General features: G+C 52.5%; 17 protein-coding genes. 6 read left to right on the plus strand and 11 right to left on the minus strand.

Annotated elements, in window-relative coordinates; translation table 11 throughout:
* The first annotated feature begins 60 nt into the window (after nucleotides 1–60).
* Nucleotides 61–1,194, plus strand: coding sequence for a beta-aspartyl-peptidase (gene iadA / locus C2U41_RS19505; protein ID WP_071684770.1), 1,134 nt, complete (start codon nucleotides 61–63; stop codon nucleotides 1,192–1,194).
* Nucleotides 1,195–1,204: 10 nt separating this feature from the next.
* A complete protein-coding gene (gene dcuC / locus C2U41_RS19510; protein WP_016151051.1) occupies nucleotides 1,205–2,668 on the plus strand; it encodes a C4-dicarboxylate transporter DcuC in 1,464 nt (487 codons plus the stop codon).
* Between the two features lie 47 nt (nucleotides 2,669–2,715).
* Here dcuC and glmM read toward each other — a convergent pair whose 3' ends face one another.
* The 4 genes from glmM to rlmE all read right to left on the minus strand — a co-directional run bounded on the left by glmM (nucleotide 2,716) and on the right by rlmE (nucleotide 7,656).
* Complete coding sequence (gene glmM / locus C2U41_RS19515) at nucleotides 2,716–4,053, minus strand: phosphoglucosamine mutase (RefSeq protein ID WP_003025008.1); 1,338 nt, start codon at nucleotides 4,051–4,053, stop codon at nucleotides 2,716–2,718.
* Nucleotides 4,046–4,894 (minus strand): dihydropteroate synthase, encoded by an 849-nt coding sequence (gene folP, locus C2U41_RS19520; RefSeq protein WP_103848542.1) that lies wholly within the window; start codon nucleotides 4,892–4,894, stop codon nucleotides 4,046–4,048. The genes glmM and folP overlap by 8 nt, the downstream gene beginning before the upstream one ends.
* Nucleotides 4,895–4,992: 98 nt before the next feature.
* The gene (gene ftsH, locus C2U41_RS19525; RefSeq protein ID WP_003025013.1) at nucleotides 4,993–6,927 is read right to left on the minus strand and encodes an ATP-dependent zinc metalloprotease FtsH; all 1,935 of its coding nucleotides are present in this window, start codon (nucleotides 6,925–6,927) and stop codon (nucleotides 4,993–4,995) included.
* 99 nt (nucleotides 6,928–7,026) lie between these two features.
* A complete protein-coding gene (rlmE, locus tag C2U41_RS19530; RefSeq protein WP_003025015.1) occupies nucleotides 7,027–7,656 on the minus strand; it encodes a 23S rRNA (uridine(2552)-2'-O)-methyltransferase RlmE in 630 nt (209 codons plus the stop codon).
* A gap of 125 nt (nucleotides 7,657–7,781) precedes the next feature.
* Between rlmE and yhbY the strand changes: the two genes are divergently transcribed.
* Nucleotides 7,782–8,075 carry a ribosome assembly RNA-binding protein YhbY gene (gene yhbY, locus C2U41_RS19535; protein ID WP_003025016.1) on the plus strand — a complete coding sequence of 98 codons (294 nt, stop codon included), beginning with the start codon at nucleotides 7,782–7,784 and terminating at the stop codon, nucleotides 8,073–8,075.
* A gap of 153 nt (nucleotides 8,076–8,228) precedes the next feature.
* On the opposite strand, the gene greA is transcribed toward yhbY, so the two are convergent.
* Nucleotides 8,229–8,705 carry a transcription elongation factor GreA gene (greA, locus tag C2U41_RS19545; protein ID WP_003025019.1) on the minus strand — a complete coding sequence of 159 codons (477 nt, stop codon included), beginning with the start codon at nucleotides 8,703–8,705 and terminating at the stop codon, nucleotides 8,229–8,231.
* A 248-nt stretch (nucleotides 8,706–8,953) separates the two neighbouring features.
* On the opposite strand from greA, the gene dacB reads away from it, so the two are divergent.
* Nucleotides 8,954–10,387, plus strand: coding sequence for a serine-type D-Ala-D-Ala carboxypeptidase (gene dacB, locus C2U41_RS19555; RefSeq protein WP_003839958.1), 1,434 nt, complete (start codon nucleotides 8,954–8,956; stop codon nucleotides 10,385–10,387).
* A gap of 92 nt (nucleotides 10,388–10,479) precedes the next feature.
* Here the strand turns inward: dacB and cgtA are convergent, their stop codons facing one another.
* The 4 genes from cgtA to rplU all read right to left on the minus strand — a co-directional run bounded on the left by cgtA (nucleotide 10,480) and on the right by rplU (nucleotide 13,349).
* On the minus strand, nucleotides 10,480–11,652 hold the full coding sequence (gene cgtA, locus C2U41_RS19560; protein ID WP_003025024.1) for an Obg family GTPase CgtA: 1,173 nt from the start codon (nucleotides 11,650–11,652) through the stop codon (nucleotides 10,480–10,482).
* Nucleotides 11,653–11,667: 15 nt separating this feature from the next.
* Nucleotides 11,668–12,633, minus strand: coding sequence for a DMT family transporter (locus tag C2U41_RS19565; RefSeq protein WP_003844844.1), 966 nt, complete (start codon nucleotides 12,631–12,633; stop codon nucleotides 11,668–11,670).
* 127 nt (nucleotides 12,634–12,760) lie between these two features.
* Nucleotides 12,761–13,018 (minus strand): 50S ribosomal protein L27, encoded by a 258-nt coding sequence (rpmA, locus tag C2U41_RS19570; RefSeq protein WP_003025030.1) that lies wholly within the window; start codon nucleotides 13,016–13,018, stop codon nucleotides 12,761–12,763.
* A 19-nt stretch (nucleotides 13,019–13,037) separates the two neighbouring features.
* Complete coding sequence (gene rplU, locus C2U41_RS19575; protein WP_003025032.1) at nucleotides 13,038–13,349, minus strand: 50S ribosomal protein L21; 312 nt, start codon at nucleotides 13,347–13,349, stop codon at nucleotides 13,038–13,040.
* Nucleotides 13,350–13,607: 258 nt separating this feature from the next.
* Here rplU and ispB point away from each other — a divergent pair, with 258 nt between their 5' ends.
* Nucleotides 13,608–14,579 carry an octaprenyl diphosphate synthase gene (gene ispB, locus C2U41_RS19580; RefSeq protein WP_003025033.1) on the plus strand — a complete coding sequence of 324 codons (972 nt, stop codon included), beginning with the start codon at nucleotides 13,608–13,610 and terminating at the stop codon, nucleotides 14,577–14,579.
* A gap of 226 nt (nucleotides 14,580–14,805) precedes the next feature.
* Nucleotides 14,806–15,090, plus strand: a complete 285-nt coding sequence (sfsB, locus tag C2U41_RS19585; RefSeq protein ID WP_071684773.1) for a DNA-binding transcriptional regulator SfsB — start codon at nucleotides 14,806–14,808, stop codon at nucleotides 15,088–15,090.
* Between the two features lie 56 nt (nucleotides 15,091–15,146).
* Here the strand turns inward: sfsB and murA are convergent, their stop codons facing one another.
* On the minus strand, nucleotides 15,147–16,406 hold the full coding sequence (murA, locus tag C2U41_RS19590) for a UDP-N-acetylglucosamine 1-carboxyvinyltransferase (RefSeq protein WP_003839949.1): 1,260 nt from the start codon (nucleotides 16,404–16,406) through the stop codon (nucleotides 15,147–15,149).
* A gap of 53 nt (nucleotides 16,407–16,459) precedes the next feature.
* Entirely contained in the window at nucleotides 16,460–16,714 is a 255-nt protein-coding gene (ibaG, locus tag C2U41_RS19595) for a BolA family iron metabolism protein IbaG (RefSeq protein WP_003025040.1), read from the minus strand.
* Nucleotides 16,715–16,823 lie beyond the last annotated feature (109 nt).

The following is a 16,823-nucleotide window of genomic DNA, read 5'->3' on the forward strand; positions in this document are numbered from 1 at the left end:
ATAACAACAATATTCCGTTTCACCTGCCGACTCTCACCTTCGACGTTTGACAGGACCGCTATGTTTACTTTATTGACCAATGCCCGTGTTTTTTCTCCTGAGGATTTAGGCCTCTGCTCCCTGCTCATTCATGCCGACCGAATTGTGGCGGTAGAAAAAGAGATTTCATTGTTTGATGGCGTCAACGAGGTCATCGATTGTCGGGGTAAATGGGTTATCCCTGGCATCATCGATCAGCATGTTCATCTTACCGGTGGCGGTGGCGAAGCCGGATTTGCCAGTCGGACACCCGCCGTCAAGCTGCGCGATCTGATTCAAGCGGGTATTACCACGGTGGTTGGCGTGTTAGGCACCGATGCTATTTCTCGTTCGCCCAAAGACCTCTACGCTAAAATGCAGTCTCTCAACCTTGAGGGATTACGCGCGTTTATGCATACGGGAGCCTACGCCGTTCCCAGCCCAACCATTACGCGATCCATCCGCGATGATATGGCCTTTATTCCGGCAATTCTTGGTGTAAAAATCGCCCTCGCCGATCACCGCGGTTCTTACCCCTCTTTCCAGGAGTTGCTGAGGATAGTGAGCGATATTCGCGTCGCTTCCCTGCTGGCAGGGAAAAAAGGCTTGCTGCATGTGCACCTGGGGAATCTGCCGGAAGGGATGTCGCAACTTATTGAGTTGTGTGATGCGGGTATTCCGATTCACCATATTTCACCGACCCATGTTGCAAGAACAGAGCCCTTGTTCGAACAGGCTATTGCTTTCGCCCATCGCGGCGGCCATATCGATGTTACGTCCGGTGGCAGTCGTTTTATGCCTCAGGAGCAAGCGATTCTCCACGCACTCGAAGCACAGGTTCCGGCGGAGCGCATCACGATCAGTTCTGACGGCAATGGCAGCGTTCCGCGCTTTAACGCTCAGGGTATCGTTGAAGGTTTAAGCGCGGCACCGGTCGCAGGCAATCTTAACCTACTTCCTCGCCTGATTGATGTCGGTATTCCGGTGCCGCAGGCCATCGCAATGTTGACGGCAAACGTTGCGCGCTCGCTGGGTATTTCCGGGGGCGTGCTCTGCGCCGGAGAACGTGCCGATATCTGTGTACTCAATGATGACCTCTCGCTGGCCCATCTGTTTGCCGCGGGTAAACCGTTGCTGCGGGATGGAGAGTGCCTGGTTACCGGCAACTTCGAGTAAGGGGGCAAGAATGTCATTACTACTGGCGCTAATCGCCATCATTTTTGCCGGACGTCTGATCCTCAAAAAATATCACCCCCAGTCGGTACTGTTATTGACCGGGATTGTGCTGTTGCTTATCGCGCATTTTAGCGGAATGACCTCACTCAGTGGCCTGGTGAAAAAGAGCACCGGATTCGGCCCCTTTGACGCCTTTGAGTTTATTCGCGATACCCTGAGCGTGCGTCTCGGCGGCCTCGGGCTGCAAATTATGCTGATTGGTGGTTTCGCCACGTACATGTCAGCCATTGGCGCAAGCCAGGTACTGGTTCGGGTAACATCTCGTCCTTTACAACGGCTGAACTCGCCTTATCTGCTGCTGGGACTGGCACTGCTATTAGGCCAATTCCTGTCGCTGTTTATCAGCAGCGCCACCGGATTGGGTCTGCTGTTGATGGCGACGCTTTACCCATTGCTTACCCGTCTTGGCTGTAGCCGCGCCGCAGTTGCCGCAGTTATCGCCAGTACCTGTGCGGTTGAGTTTGGCCCAGGATCCGGCAACTCGGTTCTCGCCGCCAAAACCGCAGGTATTGAGGTGGTGAACTATTTTGTGCAGGATCAGTTGCCGATCGTTGTGCCCGTCATTCTTTTCATCGCCCTGTTGCATATTGTTGTGCAACGCTTTTTTGACCGTCGGGAAAGTGGCGACAATGCAGCTCAGCAGATGCAGACATTAACGGCAACTGATGAAGCCGACGCACCTATCGCCTGGCTGTTTCTGCCTATGCTGCCGCTGGTATTGATGTTGGTGTGTAGCGATTTAATATTTAGCTCGCTTAAGATTACGCTGGATACCGCCGTACTGATAAGCCTCGCTATTACGCTGGTTTGTGAGTACTGCCGTCATCGCAAAGCGCGCGAGGTGATGGCTGGCGTACAAAAGGTTTTCGACAGCATGGGCAGCGTTTTTGCCACCGTCGTGACGCTGATTATCGCCGGTGAAGTTTTTTCCGCCGGGCTGAAAGCCATTGGTGCCGTCGACGCGCTGCTGTCGCTTTCTGGCGAATTTGGCCTCAGCGCAGCCTCTATTATCCTGCTGATGACCCTAATCACCTTCGCAATTTCAGCGCTGATGGGCTCCGGGAATGCGGCATTTTTCTCCTTCGCCCCCATGGTGCCGGACATCAGCCGTCATATCGGTAGCGATATCGCAGTCATGATGTTGCCTATCCAGATATCGGCGGGTATTGGTCGTACGTTATCGCCGATTGCCGGCGTCATCATTGCTATCGCAGGGATTGCAGGCGTCTCGCCTGTGGATATTGTTAAGCGCACCGCGATTCCGATGCTGGGCGGTTGGCTACTGATGATTGCGCTAACCTTTGCCCGGTCTGGGCATTTGCTGGCGGTTCTGCCGTGGCTGGCAGTCCTTGTACTACTGATGGTCGGTGGTTATTTCTGGCAGCGCCGACGTAAACAGCCGCTTGCCGTATAGTAAAAAAAAGCCGGAGTCTCAGACTCCGGCTCTCACTTTCTTCGGGATTACGCCGCTTTCACAGCATCGGCAATACGGTGGGCGAATTCAGTCACCTGCGCTTCGTCTTCACCTTCAACCATCACACGAATTAACGGTTCGGTACCAGACTTACGCAGCAGGACGCGTCCACGGTTACCCAGCGCCGCTTCCACTTCCGCCATCACCGCTTTCACATTTTCATGTTCCAGCGGATCGCCGCTACCTGCGGTGTAACGTACGTTAACCAGCAGCTGTGGGAACATTTTCATGCCGCTGCACAGGTCGTGCAAACTCATATGGTTGCGCACCATCGCCGCCAGCACCTGCAGCCCTGCCACGATGCCGTCACCAGTGGTGGTTTTGTCCAGCAGGATCACATGACCAGAGTTTTCGGCACCGATACGCCAGCCTTTTTCCTGCATTTTTTCCAGCACATAGCGGTCGCCAACTTTCGCCCGAGCAAAAGGAATACCCAGCTGTTTCAGCGCCAGCTCGAGGCCCATGTTGCTCATCAACGTACCTACCGCACCACCACGCAGCTGTCCCTGACGCAGGGCTTCACGGGCGATGATGTACATGATCTGATCGCCATCGACCTTATTGCCTTCGTGGTCAACCATAATAACGCGGTCGCCATCGCCGTCCAGCGCAATACCCAGATCGGCTTTTTCCGCAATCACGCGCGCCTGCAGGGCACGGACGTCAGTGGCGCCGACTTCTTCATTGATGTTCACACCGTTTGGCTCACAGCCAATGGCAATCACGTTTGCACCCAGCTCACGCAGTACATTTGGTGCAATGTGGTACGTTGCACCGTTAGCGCAATCCACCACAATTTTAAGCTCACTCAGACTCAGTTCGTTCGGGAAGGTGCCTTTGCAAAACTCGATATAGCGACCGGCAGCATCAACGATACGGGTAGCTTTACCCAGTTCAGCCGAGTCCACGCAGGTGATCGCTTTTTCCATTTCGGCTTCGATAGCTTCTTCAACCGCATCCGGCAGTTTGGTCCCATCGATGGAGAAGAATTTAATCCCATTGTCATAGAATGGGTTGTGCGAAGCGGAGATAACAATCCCGGCCTCAGCACGGAAAGCACGCGTCAGATAAGCAACGGCAGGTGTTGGCATTGGCCCTGTGAATGAGGCTGAGAGTCCGGCGGCTGCCAGGCCCGCTTCCAGCGCGGACTCCAGCATATAGCCGGAAATACGCGTATCTTTACCGATAATAATTTTACGTGAACCATGACGAGCCAGCACTTTCCCTGCAGCCCAGCCCAGCTTGAGCACAAAGTCAGGAGTAATTGGGGCATCACCTACGCGACCGCGGATCCCATCAGTGCCAAAATATTTACGATTACTCATAGCGTTTTTTTTCCTTTGCAGACAATGTGGCTTCCACCACACGCATCGCTTCTACGGTTTCTTTGACGTCATGGACACGAACGATCTGCGCCCCCTGCATTGCGGCAATCACCGCGCACGCAAGACTACCGCTCAGGCGTTCAGATGGCCCCACATTCAGTAACTGACCGACCATTGATTTTCGTGACATCCCAACCAGCAGCGGCAGATTAAAATGATGAAACTCCGCCAGACGTGCCAGTAATGTGTAGTTGTGAGTGAGATTTTTACCGAATCCGAACCCGGGGTCGAGCAACAATTTATCTTTTGTGATTCCAGCCCGCTCGCAACGTGCTATTTGCTCAACAAAGTAACGATCTACCTCAGCAAAAACATCCTCATACTTTGGCGCTTCCTGCATGGTTTTCGGCTGCCCCTGCATATGCATCAGGCAAACTGGCAATCCGGTCTCCGCTGCGGCTTCCAACGCTCCAGGCTCCGAGAGTGAGCGAATGTCATTGATGATATGCGCGCCAACCCTGGCGCATTCGCGGATCACTTCGGGCTTTGAGGTATCAACCGAAATCCACACTTCAAAACGCTGAGCAATCGCCTCTACCACAGGGCTCACTCGCTGCAACTCTTCTTCAACACTCACATCAGCCGCGCCCGGACGCGTGGACTCACCACCCACATCAATGATAGTCGCCCCAGCGTTAATCATCAGGTTTGCGTGTTTTACCGCCTCAACCAAAGAGTTGTGCGCTCCACCATCGGAAAATGAGTCTGGCGTGACGTTCAAAATCCCCATGACGTGCGGATGGCTGAGATCCAGTGAAGAACCCTGAGCAAAGAGTTTCATAGTTTTATCCCTGGTAAAATCTTGAATATGCAGATAAGAAAAACCCCGGAGCAAGCCCCAGGGTTTTCAATTAAAACACGGTCATCATCAACGATAACTTATTTGTCGCCCAGCTGCTCTGACATAGTGCCAGAGTCCGGCGCACGCGGTTCATCAACCGGACGCGGTGCACTCGGCTTGCCGGTGCTGCCAGAGTTGTTGTTAGAAGAACCCGGTTCTTCCCAACCCGCAGGCGGACGCACATCGCGGCGAGCCATCAGATCGTCAATCTGCGGCGCATCGATAGTCTCATATTTCATGAGCGCATCTTTCATTGAGTGCAGAATGTCCATGTTTTCGTTCAGCAAACGACGTGCACGGTCATAGTTACGCTCAATCAGCAGTTTAACTTCCTGATCGATAATGCGAGCGGTTTCATCGGACATGTGTTTCGCTTTCGCCACAGAACGTCCCAGGAACACTTCGCCTTCTTCTTCAGCGTACAGCAACGGACCGAGTTTATCGGAGAAGCCCCACTGAGTAACCATGTTACGCGCCAGGTTAGTCGCGACTTTAATGTCGTTCGACGCACCGGTAGAAACATGTTCAGCACCGTAGATGATCTCTTCCGCCAGACGGCCACCGTACAATGTGGAGATCTGACTTTCCAGTTTCTGACGGCTGGCGCTGATTGCATCGCCTTCAGGCAGGAAGAAGGTCACACCCAGCGCACGACCGCGCGGGATAATCGTCACTTTGTGCACCGGATCGTGTTCCGGCACCAGGCGACCGATAATCGCGTGGCCAGCTTCGTGATACGCGGTAGATTCTTTCTGCGCTTCCGTCATCACCATGGAGCGACGTTCCGCACCCATCATGATTTTGTCTTTCGCTTTTTCGAACTCAACCATCGACACTACGCGCTTGTTGCCACGAGCAGCAAACAGTGCCGCTTCGTTGACCAGGTTCGCGAGGTCCGCACCGGAGAAGCCAGGCGTACCACGTGCAATGATTGCCGCATCGATATCCGGAGACAGCGGCACGCGACGCATATGCACTTTCAGGATCTGTTCACGACCGCGAACGTCCGGCAGACCAACCACAACCTGACGGTCGAAACGGCCTGGACGAAGCAGCGCAGGGTCAAGAACGTCCGGACGGTTAGTCGCTGCGATAACGATAATACCTTCGTTACCTTCGAAGCCGTCCATCTCAACCAGCATCTGGTTCAGCGTCTGTTCACGTTCATCGTGACCACCGCCCAGACCTGCGCCACGCTGGCGGCCTACGGCGTCGATTTCATCGATGAAGATGATGCACGGTGCCGCTTTTTTGGCTTGTTCGAACATGTCACGCACACGAGATGCACCGACACCCACGAACATTTCCACGAAATCAGAACCGGAAATTGTGAAGAATGGAACCTTCGCTTCACCTGCGATAGCTTTCGCCAGCAGGGTTTTACCCGTACCCGGAGGACCGACCATCAGGACGCCTTTCGGGATTTTACCGCCCAGTTTCTGGAAACGGCTCGGTTCGCGCAGATACTCAACCAGCTCAGCGACTTCTTCTTTTGCTTCGTCACAACCCGCAACGTCAGCAAAAGTCGTTTTGATCTGATCTTCCGTCAGCATGCGCGCTTTGCTCTTGCCGAACGACATGGCACCTTTGCCACCACCGCCCTGCATCTGACGCATGAAGAAGATCCAGACACCAATCAGCAGCAGCATTGGGAACCAGGAAATGAAGATAGAAGCCAGCAGGCTCGGCTCTTCAGGTGGTTCGCCAACAACCTTGACGTTTTTGGTCAGCAGGTTATCAAGCAACTTCGGATCGTTAACCGGGATGTAGGTCGTGTAACGGTTACTATCTTTCTTGGTAACGTTAATCTCACGTCCGTTGATCTTCGCTTCACGAACCTGGTCCTGATTGACCTCTTGCAGGAAGGTAGAGTAATCAACCTTACGGCCATTAGACTCGCTGGGCCCAAAGCTCTGGAATACTGACATCAGCACAACGGCAATGACCAGCCAGAGAATTAGGTTTTTCGCCATGTCACTCAAGGGATTAACCTCATATTACAACTGTGTTAAAAACAGCGTCAGGATACTCTATATCCAGTTTCTTTCAAACTTTCGTTTGAAATCTGCCGGTTATGGTTTACGCCCGGTCGCTACAATATACACTTCACGCGAACGGGCGCGAGAAGAGTCCGGCTTACGAACTTTGACCTTCGTAAACAGGGAGCGAATCTCTCTTAGATACTCATCGAAGCCTTCGCCCTGGAACACCTTCACTACAAAACTACCACCTGGCGCTAATACATCACGAGCCATTCCAAGCGCCAGCTCTACCAGATACATGGCCCGGGGAATATCCACCGCCGGTGTTCCACACATATTTGGCGCCATATCAGACATGACAACTTGTACTTTACTGTCACCTACGCGTTCAAGTAACGCTTTCAGGACTAATTCATCACGAAAGTCGCCCTGAAGGAAGTCCACACCAACGATTGGATCCATAGGTAAAAGATCGCAAGCGATAATGCGGCCGGTGTTGCCGATCTGCGTAACTGCATATTGCGACCAGCCACCGGGTGCAGCACCGAGATCAACTATCGTCATCCCCGGTTTAAAAATTTTGTCACTTTGCTGTATTTCATCAAGTTTAAACCAGGCACGGGAACGTAACCCCTTTTTCTGCGCCTGTTGAACATATTTATCGCTAAAGTGTTCCTGAAGCCAGCGACTCGAGCTGGCAGAACGCTTTTTACCTGTCATTTCACATTCCCAAAGGGCAGTTCATCGTAACCAATGGTGTAAATTTCTACACAGCTATTTGGTGATATATGGGAGATGGCGGTAGAATGACCCGTTTTCAATCCCAACGTAAGCAAAAATATACGATGAATCTGAGTACTAAACAAAAACAGCACCTGAAAGGTCTGGCACATCCGCTCAAGCCTGTAGTTATGCTTGGCAACAATGGTTTGACCGAAGGGGTACTGGCCGAGATTGAACAAGCGTTAGAGCACCATGAACTTATCAAGGTGAAAATCGCCTCGGAAGATCGCGATACTAAAACCTTGATCGTGGAAGCTATCGTACGCGAAACCGGCGCCTGTAATGTGCAGGTCATCGGCAAAACGCTGGTACTGTATCGCCCGACTAAAGAACGTAAAATCTCGCTGCCACGCTAAGAATATCCCAAAGTTGAACACGAAGTTTGTGTAAAACGCGGGGTTTTCCGCTAGCAGGAGAGCAAAATGCCACGCTCTCTTCGTTGATAAAAGGCCGCTATGCGGCCTTTTTCCTTTCTTTACAATGTATCAACATCTTAACCAAGATGCGAATTACAGGTATTCTACTTTCGTCACTTCATATTCCACTTCGCCGCCCGGCGTTTTGATAACCACGACGTCATCCTGCTCTTTACCGATAAGGCCACGAGCGATAGGCGAGTTCACTGAAATCAGGTTCTGTTTAAAATCGGCTTCATCATCGCCGACAATACGCCAGGTCTGCTCTTCATCGTTATCGAGATTCAACACGGTAACCGTCGCGCCGAAAACAACGCGGCCATTGTTCGGCATTTTAGTAACGTCGATTACCTGCGCGTTGGACAGTTTAGCCTCGATATCTTTAATGCGTCCTTCGCAGAAACCCTGCTGTTCGCGCGCCGCGTGATACTCCGCGTTCTCTTTCAGGTCGCCGTGCTCACGCGCTTCAGCGATAGCGGCAATAATTTCAGGACGGCGCACAGATTTCAGAAAATCCAGCTCTTCGCGCAGTTTTTCAGCACCACGTAAGGTCATCGGGATAGCTTGCATTTGTTATACCTCTTGAACATTCCTGTAGGGGGTAGTTGCTCTCACCCCGGCTGCTAAGCCCACCCTGGCGAATGTCATGCCAGAGTCAGAAGCAAAAAAATACCGACCCGGGGCTCAAGGTCCCAGGTCAGCTACAATTCTCTATTTGATGATCATTTTACCCTGGAGTTCCTTATGGGTCATCGTTTACTTTTTGGGGCGTTGCGCCGTAGTATGACGGCCTGTTTCCAGGTTGTTAGCGCGAGATTATGCGATTTTCCAGATTTACCATCGGATTGACTGCCAGTATAGCGTTCAGCGTTCAGGCTGCGAACGTCGACGAGTATATCAATCAGCTCCCTGCCGGGGCCAACCTCGCCCTTATGGTACAGAAGGTTGGCGCACCTGCACCCGCTATTGATTTTCATAGCCAGCAGATGGCGCTGCCGGCCAGTACCCAGAAAGTGATCACCGCGCTGGCGGCATTGATTCAGCTCGGGCCTGACTTTCGTTTTACCACTACGCTTGAGACTAAAGGCAACGTGGAAGGCGGCGTATTGAAAGGTGACTTAGTGGCACGATTTGGTGCTGATCCGACGCTAAAACGCCAGGATATTCGCAATATGGTGGCAACCCTGAAAAAATCAGGCGTGACGCAAATTGCCGGAAATGTCCTGATCGACACGTCTATTTTCGCCAGTCATGATAAAGCGCCCGGTTGGCCCTGGAACGACATGACGCAGTGTTTTAGCGCACCGCCCGCAGCGGCTATTGTCGATAGAAACTGTTTCTCGGTTTCACTCTACAGCGCGCAAAAACCCAACGATCTCGCCTTTATTCGCGTGGCATCTTATTACCCGGTCACCATGTTCAGTCAGGTGCGTACTCTCGCCCGAGGTTCTGCGGAAGCGCAATATTGTGAACTGGATGTGGTTCCCGGCGATCTCAACCGCTATACGCTGACCGGATGCCTGCCCCAACGAGCCGATCCGCTGCCGCTGGCGTTCGCCATTCAGGACGGAGCCAGCTATGCCGGGGCGATTATCAAAGATGAGCTAAAACAAGCAGGTATCACCTACAGCGGTACGCTGCTGCGCCAGACGCTGGTCAACGAGCCGGGAACGGTGGTCGCCAGTAAGCAGTCAGCGCCACTGCATGACCTGCTTAAGATTATGCTGAAAAAATCGGACAACATGATTGCCGATACCGTTTTCCGTATGATTGGTCATGTCCGATTTAACGTGCCAGGCACCTGGCGGGCGGGTTCTGATGCCGTACGCCAGATTTTGCGTCAGCAGGCGGGCGTTGATATCGGCAACACCATTATTGCCGACGGTTCAGGCCTCTCCCGGCATAACCTGATTGCCCCGGCGACCATGATGCAGGTGCTGCAATATATCGCTCAACACGATAACGAGCTGAACTTTATCACTATGCTGCCGCTGGCGGGGCACGACGGCTCCCTGCAATACCGTGCGGGTCTGCATCAGGCTGGTGTGGATGGCAAAGTATCGGCGAAGACAGGCTCGCTGCAAGGAGTCTATAACCTTGCTGGCTTCATTACCACGGCAAGCGGCCAACGCATGGCATTCGTGCAGTATTTGTCTGGTTATGCGGTAGAGCCGGCTGACCAGCGTAATCGCCGTATTCCGTTGGTGCGCTTCGAGAGCCGGTTGTACAAAGACATTTATCAGAATAACTAGATTTTGAAGATGCCGGATGGCGCTTACGCTTATCCGGCCTACGCAAACTGGAAACAAAAACCCCGGCAACATGGCCGGGGTTTTTCATGCGATTAACGCTTGTAGATGAACTCGACGCCTTCGTCGTCTTCTTCGTCCCAATCGTCATCCCAGTCATCTTCCGCTTCGTCTTCGACTTCAGCGAGCTGCTGGCGGTGATAATCATCCCACATGAACTCAACTTTCTCTGGCTGTTTCGCTTCTTCAGCCTGAACAATCGGGTTCTCGATGATAAAGGTCATCACATCCCAGCAAAGATCCTTCACGCCCAGTTGGCTGGCGGCAGAGATCAGGTAATATTTACCTTCCCAGCCCAGCGCTTCGGCGATCGCTTTCGCTTTCTCTTCCGCTTCAGCCTTGTCCATCAAATCAATTTTGTTGAACACTAACCAGCGCGGTTTAGATGCCAGATCCTGACTGTATTTTTCCAGTTCGCCAATAATGATACGGGCGTTTTCTACCGGATCGGAACCGTCAATCGGATCGATATCGATGAGGTGCAGCAACACGCGGCAACGTTCCAGATGTTTCAGGAAGCGGATACCCAGGCCTGCGCCTTCAGCCGCACCTTCAATCAGACCCGGAATGTCGGCAACCACGAAGCTCTTTTCGTTGTCCATACGCACCACGCCCAGGCTCGGCACCAGGGTGGTGAAGGGATAATCAGCGACTTTCGGCTTCGCCGCAGATACTGCACGGATAAACGTCGATTTCCCAGCATTTGGCATACCCAGCATACCCACGTCTGCCAGCAGCATCAGCTCCAGCATCAGATCGCGCTTATCACCCGGCGTACCCATTGTTTTCTGACGTGGAGTACGGTTAACCGATGATTTGAAACGGGTGTTGCCCAGACCATGCCAGCCGCCTTTAGCGACCATCAGACGCTGACCGTGTTTGGTCATGTCGCCCATGGTTTCGCCCGTGCCCTGATCGATAACACGCGTACCAACAGGCACTTTAATCGTGACGTCTTTGCCACGCTTACCGGTGCAATCACGGCTCGCGCCATTCTGACCACGTTCCGCACGGAATGATTTTTCAAAACGGTAATCGATCAGCGTGTTCAGGTTTTCGTCGGCTTCCAGCCAAACGTCACCACCGTCACCACCATCACCACCGTCCGGACCGCCTTTTGGGATGTACTTTTCGCGGCGGAAGCTGACGCAACCATTACCGCCATCACCTGCAACGACCAGAATCGATGCTTCATCAACAAACTTCATTTTACTCTCCGTAAATCATTCGCCTGAGCGGGGTTGCGAAACCACCGTTTCATGCTTACGTAAACCGCCCCAAATTCGATGACCAATGGCGGAATACATCGCGCCCGCAACCACGATAAACGCACCGAGATAACCTAATAGGTTTAGCATCGGTCTGGCGAAGAAATCGGGCCAGGCCAGTGATAATAAATCTGAAAATAACAACGTAAACAGCGGTGTGAGCGTGATAATAGCGCTCACCTGCGCCGCCTGCCAACGCGCCATCGCTTCCGCAAGAGCGCCGTATCCTACCAGCGTATTCAGGCCGCAGAATACCAGGCATGCCAGCTGCCAGTCGCTGAGCTGCGTGATGACACCGGGTTTAGCCAGCGGCAACAACGCTATCGTACATAAAGTGTACAGTAAAAACAGGATCTGCGGTGATGCCAGGCGGCGCAATAACACCTTTTGCGCGACCCCATAGCTCACCCAGACCATCGCCGCACCGACACCAAAGATAACGCCCCAGGTGTAATCGGTGAGTCGGGTAAAAATTTCGATCAGACTGGTATTAAAAAACAGGACCAGGCCGCTCAGAAGCATAATGGCGCCAATCACCTGCGTGCCGCGCATCTTTTCTTTCAGGATAAAGACGCTGGCGATCATCATACCAACCGGTGACAGCTGACCGATAACCTGCGAAGCCGTTGGGCTCAAATACTGCAAGGATGAACTAAACAGAATGAAGTTACCGAACAGCCCACCGGTTGCGATAGCCAGCAACACCAGCCAACGCGCTTTGCGAAAAATACGCAATGGAGGGAGCTTTTTTTTAACCGCAAGAATAGCGCCAAGGCCAACGCTTGCCATTAAAAAACGGTAGAACACCACGGTAGGAGGCTCCATCACCTCCAGCACTTGCTTCATTGCTATTGGCAAAGCCCCCCAACATACTGCCGTTGTGAGTGCTAACAGAATACCAATGCCTGCCTGTTGCTTCATGCCGTATTCCCTACAAGGGCTCGTTTCCGGGTTGTCACGGCGTGACGAGCGTATTTACCGGCCGTCGAATGTAAAAAGCCCCGCAACGTGTTGCGGGGCTTTTATCCGTTACCGGGACGCGAAAAACTTATTCAGCAACGATGCTGATGAATTTACGGTTTTTCGGGCCTTTCACTTCAAATTTCACTTTACCGTCTGCTTTAGCAAACAGAGTGTGGTCTTTGCCGCAACCAACGTTAGAGCCAGCGTGGAATTTAGTACCACGTTGACGAACGATGATGCTACCAGCCAGAACTGTTTCACCGCCGAAGCGTTTTACGCCCAGACGTTTAGCTTCTGAATCGCGACCGTTACGAGTCGAGCCGCCAGCCTTTTTATGTGCCATTTAATCTGCTCCCCTTAACTTAAGCGCTGATGCCAGTGATTTTCACATCAGTGAACCACTGACGATGGCCCTGCTGCTTACGATAGTGTTTACGACGACGAAACTTAACAATTTTAACTTTCTCGCCACGACCGTGAGCAACAACTTCAGCTTTGATAACGCCGCCATCAACGAAAGGAACGCCGATTTTGACTTCTTCACCGTTTGCGATCATCAGAACTTCTGCGAATTCAACAGATTCGCCAGTTGCGATGTCCAGCTTTTCCAGGCGAACGGTCTGACCTTCGCTTACTCGGTGTTGTTTACCACCACTTTGGAAAACCGCGTACATAAAAAACTCCGCTTCCGCGCACACCTTTTTGATGATTCAGAGTGCGCTATAAATATTCACAATAGGGCGCGAATATTACGCAAAACGCGAGCCTTTGACAAGTGCTACCGTCAATACATGAAGAAAAAAAACACAACACGTACGGTAACGTTTATCTACGGCGTTTTTTCAGTACAATCAGCATATATTTATAACCCTAAACCCGACGTTACCTTCTCATACAGTAAGGTAATCGGGGCGAGAAGCCCGGCTTTTGCGATGAATTTAGAAAAAATCAATGAGTTAACCGCGCAAGATATGGCGGGGGTCAATGCGACAATCCTTGAACAGCTCAATTCTGACGTTCAGTTGATCAATCAACTGGGGTACTACATCGTTAGCGGTGGCGGAAAACGCATTCGCCCAATGATCGCCGTCCTCGCAGCGCGGGCCGTTGGTTACCAGGAAAATGCGCACGTTACGATTGCGGCCCTCATCGAGTTTATCCACACAGCGACCCTGCTGCACGATGATGTTGTGGATGAGTCAGACATGCGCCGTGGGAAAGCTACGGCAAATGCGGCGTTTGGTAATGCGGCCAGCGTGCTGGTTGGCGATTTTATCTATACCCGCGCATTTCAGATGATGACTAGCCTTGGCTCGTTGAAAGTGCTGGAAGTCATGTCGAAAGCAGTCAACGTCATCGCCGAAGGTGAAGTCTTGCAGCTGATGAACGTCAACGACCCAGACATCACCGAAGAAAACTATATGCGCGTCATCTACAGTAAGACGGCGCGGTTGTTTGAAGCGGCAGCCCAATGTTCAGGCATTCTGGCTGGCTGTAGCGAAGAACAAGAAAAAGGGTTGCAGGATTATGGCCGTTATCTCGGCACAGCTTTCCAGTTAATTGACGATTTGCTGGATTACAGCGCAGATGGCGAGCAGTTGGGTAAAAACGTCGGTGATGACCTCAACGAGGGTAAACCTACGCTGCCGCTGCTGCATGCCATGCGCCACGGTACTCCAGAACAAGCGCAAATGATCCGCCAGGCCATTGAGCAAGGTAATGGTCGTCACCTTCTGGAGCCGGTTCTGGAAGCGATGAACGCCTGTGGTTCCCTGGAGTGGACGCGCCAACGTGCAGAAGAAGAGGCTGATAAGGCCATCGCTGCGTTGCAGGTGCTGCCTGATACGCCGTGGAGAGAAGCGCTGATTGGTCTGGCACATATCGCCGTACAGCGCGACCGTTAATTCCCTACAGCATCCCCCCCCCTCATCCCGTGCTCTGCACGGGATTTTTTTATAAGTTCTAGTAACCCCCCCCACTCTCCTCCGGATAATCACGCAGAACCTTGGCATATTCTGAATATACAGACACTTTACATGAACATTTTAGAACATTCGTTCTTCGGGAGTTATAGTGTCGCCACAACCGATCGTGGAACCGTAAGTCGTTAACCAAAGGAGAGATGAATTTATGGAAAACAAGCTGATTGACTGGCATCCGGCCGACATCATCGCCGGACTGCGCAAGAAAGGGACCTCAATGGCCGCTGAATCACGTAAAAATGGATTGAGTTCATCAACGCTGGCAAATGCGTTAACGAGACCATGGCCAAAAGGTGAGTTGATTATCGCCCGGGCACTGGGAACTGATCCCTGGATGATTTGGCCGTCACGCTATCACGATGCCAAAACGCATGAGTTCATCGACAGAACGCGGATGATGAGGAGTCGCAGAGAGAAAAAGAATCCGGAATGAACATTGAGCTGTAACCCCCGGCCAACTGAACTGGGGGTTACAAGAGACGTTGACGATTACTCGCCTTTCACGCGCTCAATGTTTGCGCCCAGCGCACGCAGTTTATCTTCGATGCGCTCATAGCCGCGATCGATGTGATAAATACGATCGACCACTGTTGTACCTTCAGCAATACAACCTGCCAGCACTAAACTTGCAGATGCACGCAGATCGGTCGCCATAACCTGTGCGCCTGAGAGTGTTTCCACGCCGTGGCAAATCACGGTATTGCTTTCGATTTCTGCGTGAGCGCCCATACGGCTCAGCTCAGGCACGTGCATAAAGCGGTTCTCAAACACGGTTTCCGTGATGAAGCCGGTCCCTTCTGCCACCAGGTTCAGCAGCGTGAACTGGGCCTGCATATCGGTAGGGAACGCCGGATGCGGCGCAGTACGCACATTAACCGCTTTCGGACGTTTGCCGTGCATATCAAGGCTGATCCAGTCGTCGCCGACTTCGATATCCGCACCCGCATCACGCAGTTTCGCCAGAACGGCATCCAGTGTGTCCGGTTGTGCATTACGGCAGATAATTTTGCCACGAGAAATTGCCGCCGCCACCAGGAAGGTACCAGTTTCGATGCGGTCTGGCAGAACGCGATACACACCGCCGCCGAGACGCTCAACGCCTTCGATCGTAATACGATCGGTGCCCTGGCCAGTGATCTTCGCGCCCAGCGCAATCAGGAAGTTCGCGGTATCCACAATCTCCGGCTCGCGCGCAGCGTTTTCGATGATGGTGGTGCCTTCGGCAAGCGTTGCTGCACACATGATGGTGACAGTCGCACCGACGCTCACTTTGTCCATGACAATATGCGCGCCTTTCAGACGGCCATCAACGGACGCTTTCACATAGCCTTCTTCCAGCTTGATAGTCGCGCCTAACTGCTCCAGACCGGTAATGTGCAGGTCCACCGGACGCGCGCCGATGGTGCAGCCGCCCGGCAGCGAAACCTGGCCCTGACCAAAGCGGGCAACCAGCGGCCCGAGCGCCCAAATGGATGCACGCATGGTTTTCACCAGATCGTACGGCGCACAGAAGACGTTCACATCACGCGCATCAATGTGCACGGAACCATTACGCTCAACTTTCGCACCCAACTGGCTCAACAGCTTCATTGATGTGTCAACGTCCTTCAGTTTCGGGACGTTTTGGATCTCTACAGGTTCTTCAGCCAGCAGCGCCGCAAACAGGATCGGCAGTGCGGCGTTTTTAGCGCCTGAAATTGTGACTTCGCCCTGGAGCTTGGTTGGCCCCTGAACACGAAATTTATCCATTATTCTGTTCTCTGTTTAGAATTTATCTTCGCTACCGGCACATCACCCGTAGCTCAAAAACCGTTAAGTTTGCGATCGCGCGCCCATTCCGCTGGGGTAAACGCCTTAATCGACACGGCATGAATGCGGTTGTCCGCAATGTACTCCATCAACGGGCCATAGACCGATTGCTGCTTCTTGACCCGGCTCATGCCTTCAAACATCTCACCCACGGCAATAACCTGAAAGTGACTGCCGTCGCCAGAAACGTGGACTTCCTGGAGGGAGAGTGCATTCATCAGCACGCTCTGAATTTCATTATTTTCCATGGGCTCTTCATTCGTCAGATAGTGAAAACAGCCCAACATCTTAGAGCAAAGTGGCGCTGTCATAAATAAGCAAAAAGCCTCGCTGATAAATCAGACAAGGCTTTAGTGG

Origin of the sequence: Citrobacter freundii complex sp. CFNIH4 (assembly GCF_002934505.1) — a bacterium.
GTDB classification, from domain to species: Bacteria; Pseudomonadota; Gammaproteobacteria; order Enterobacterales; family Enterobacteriaceae; genus Citrobacter; species Citrobacter freundii.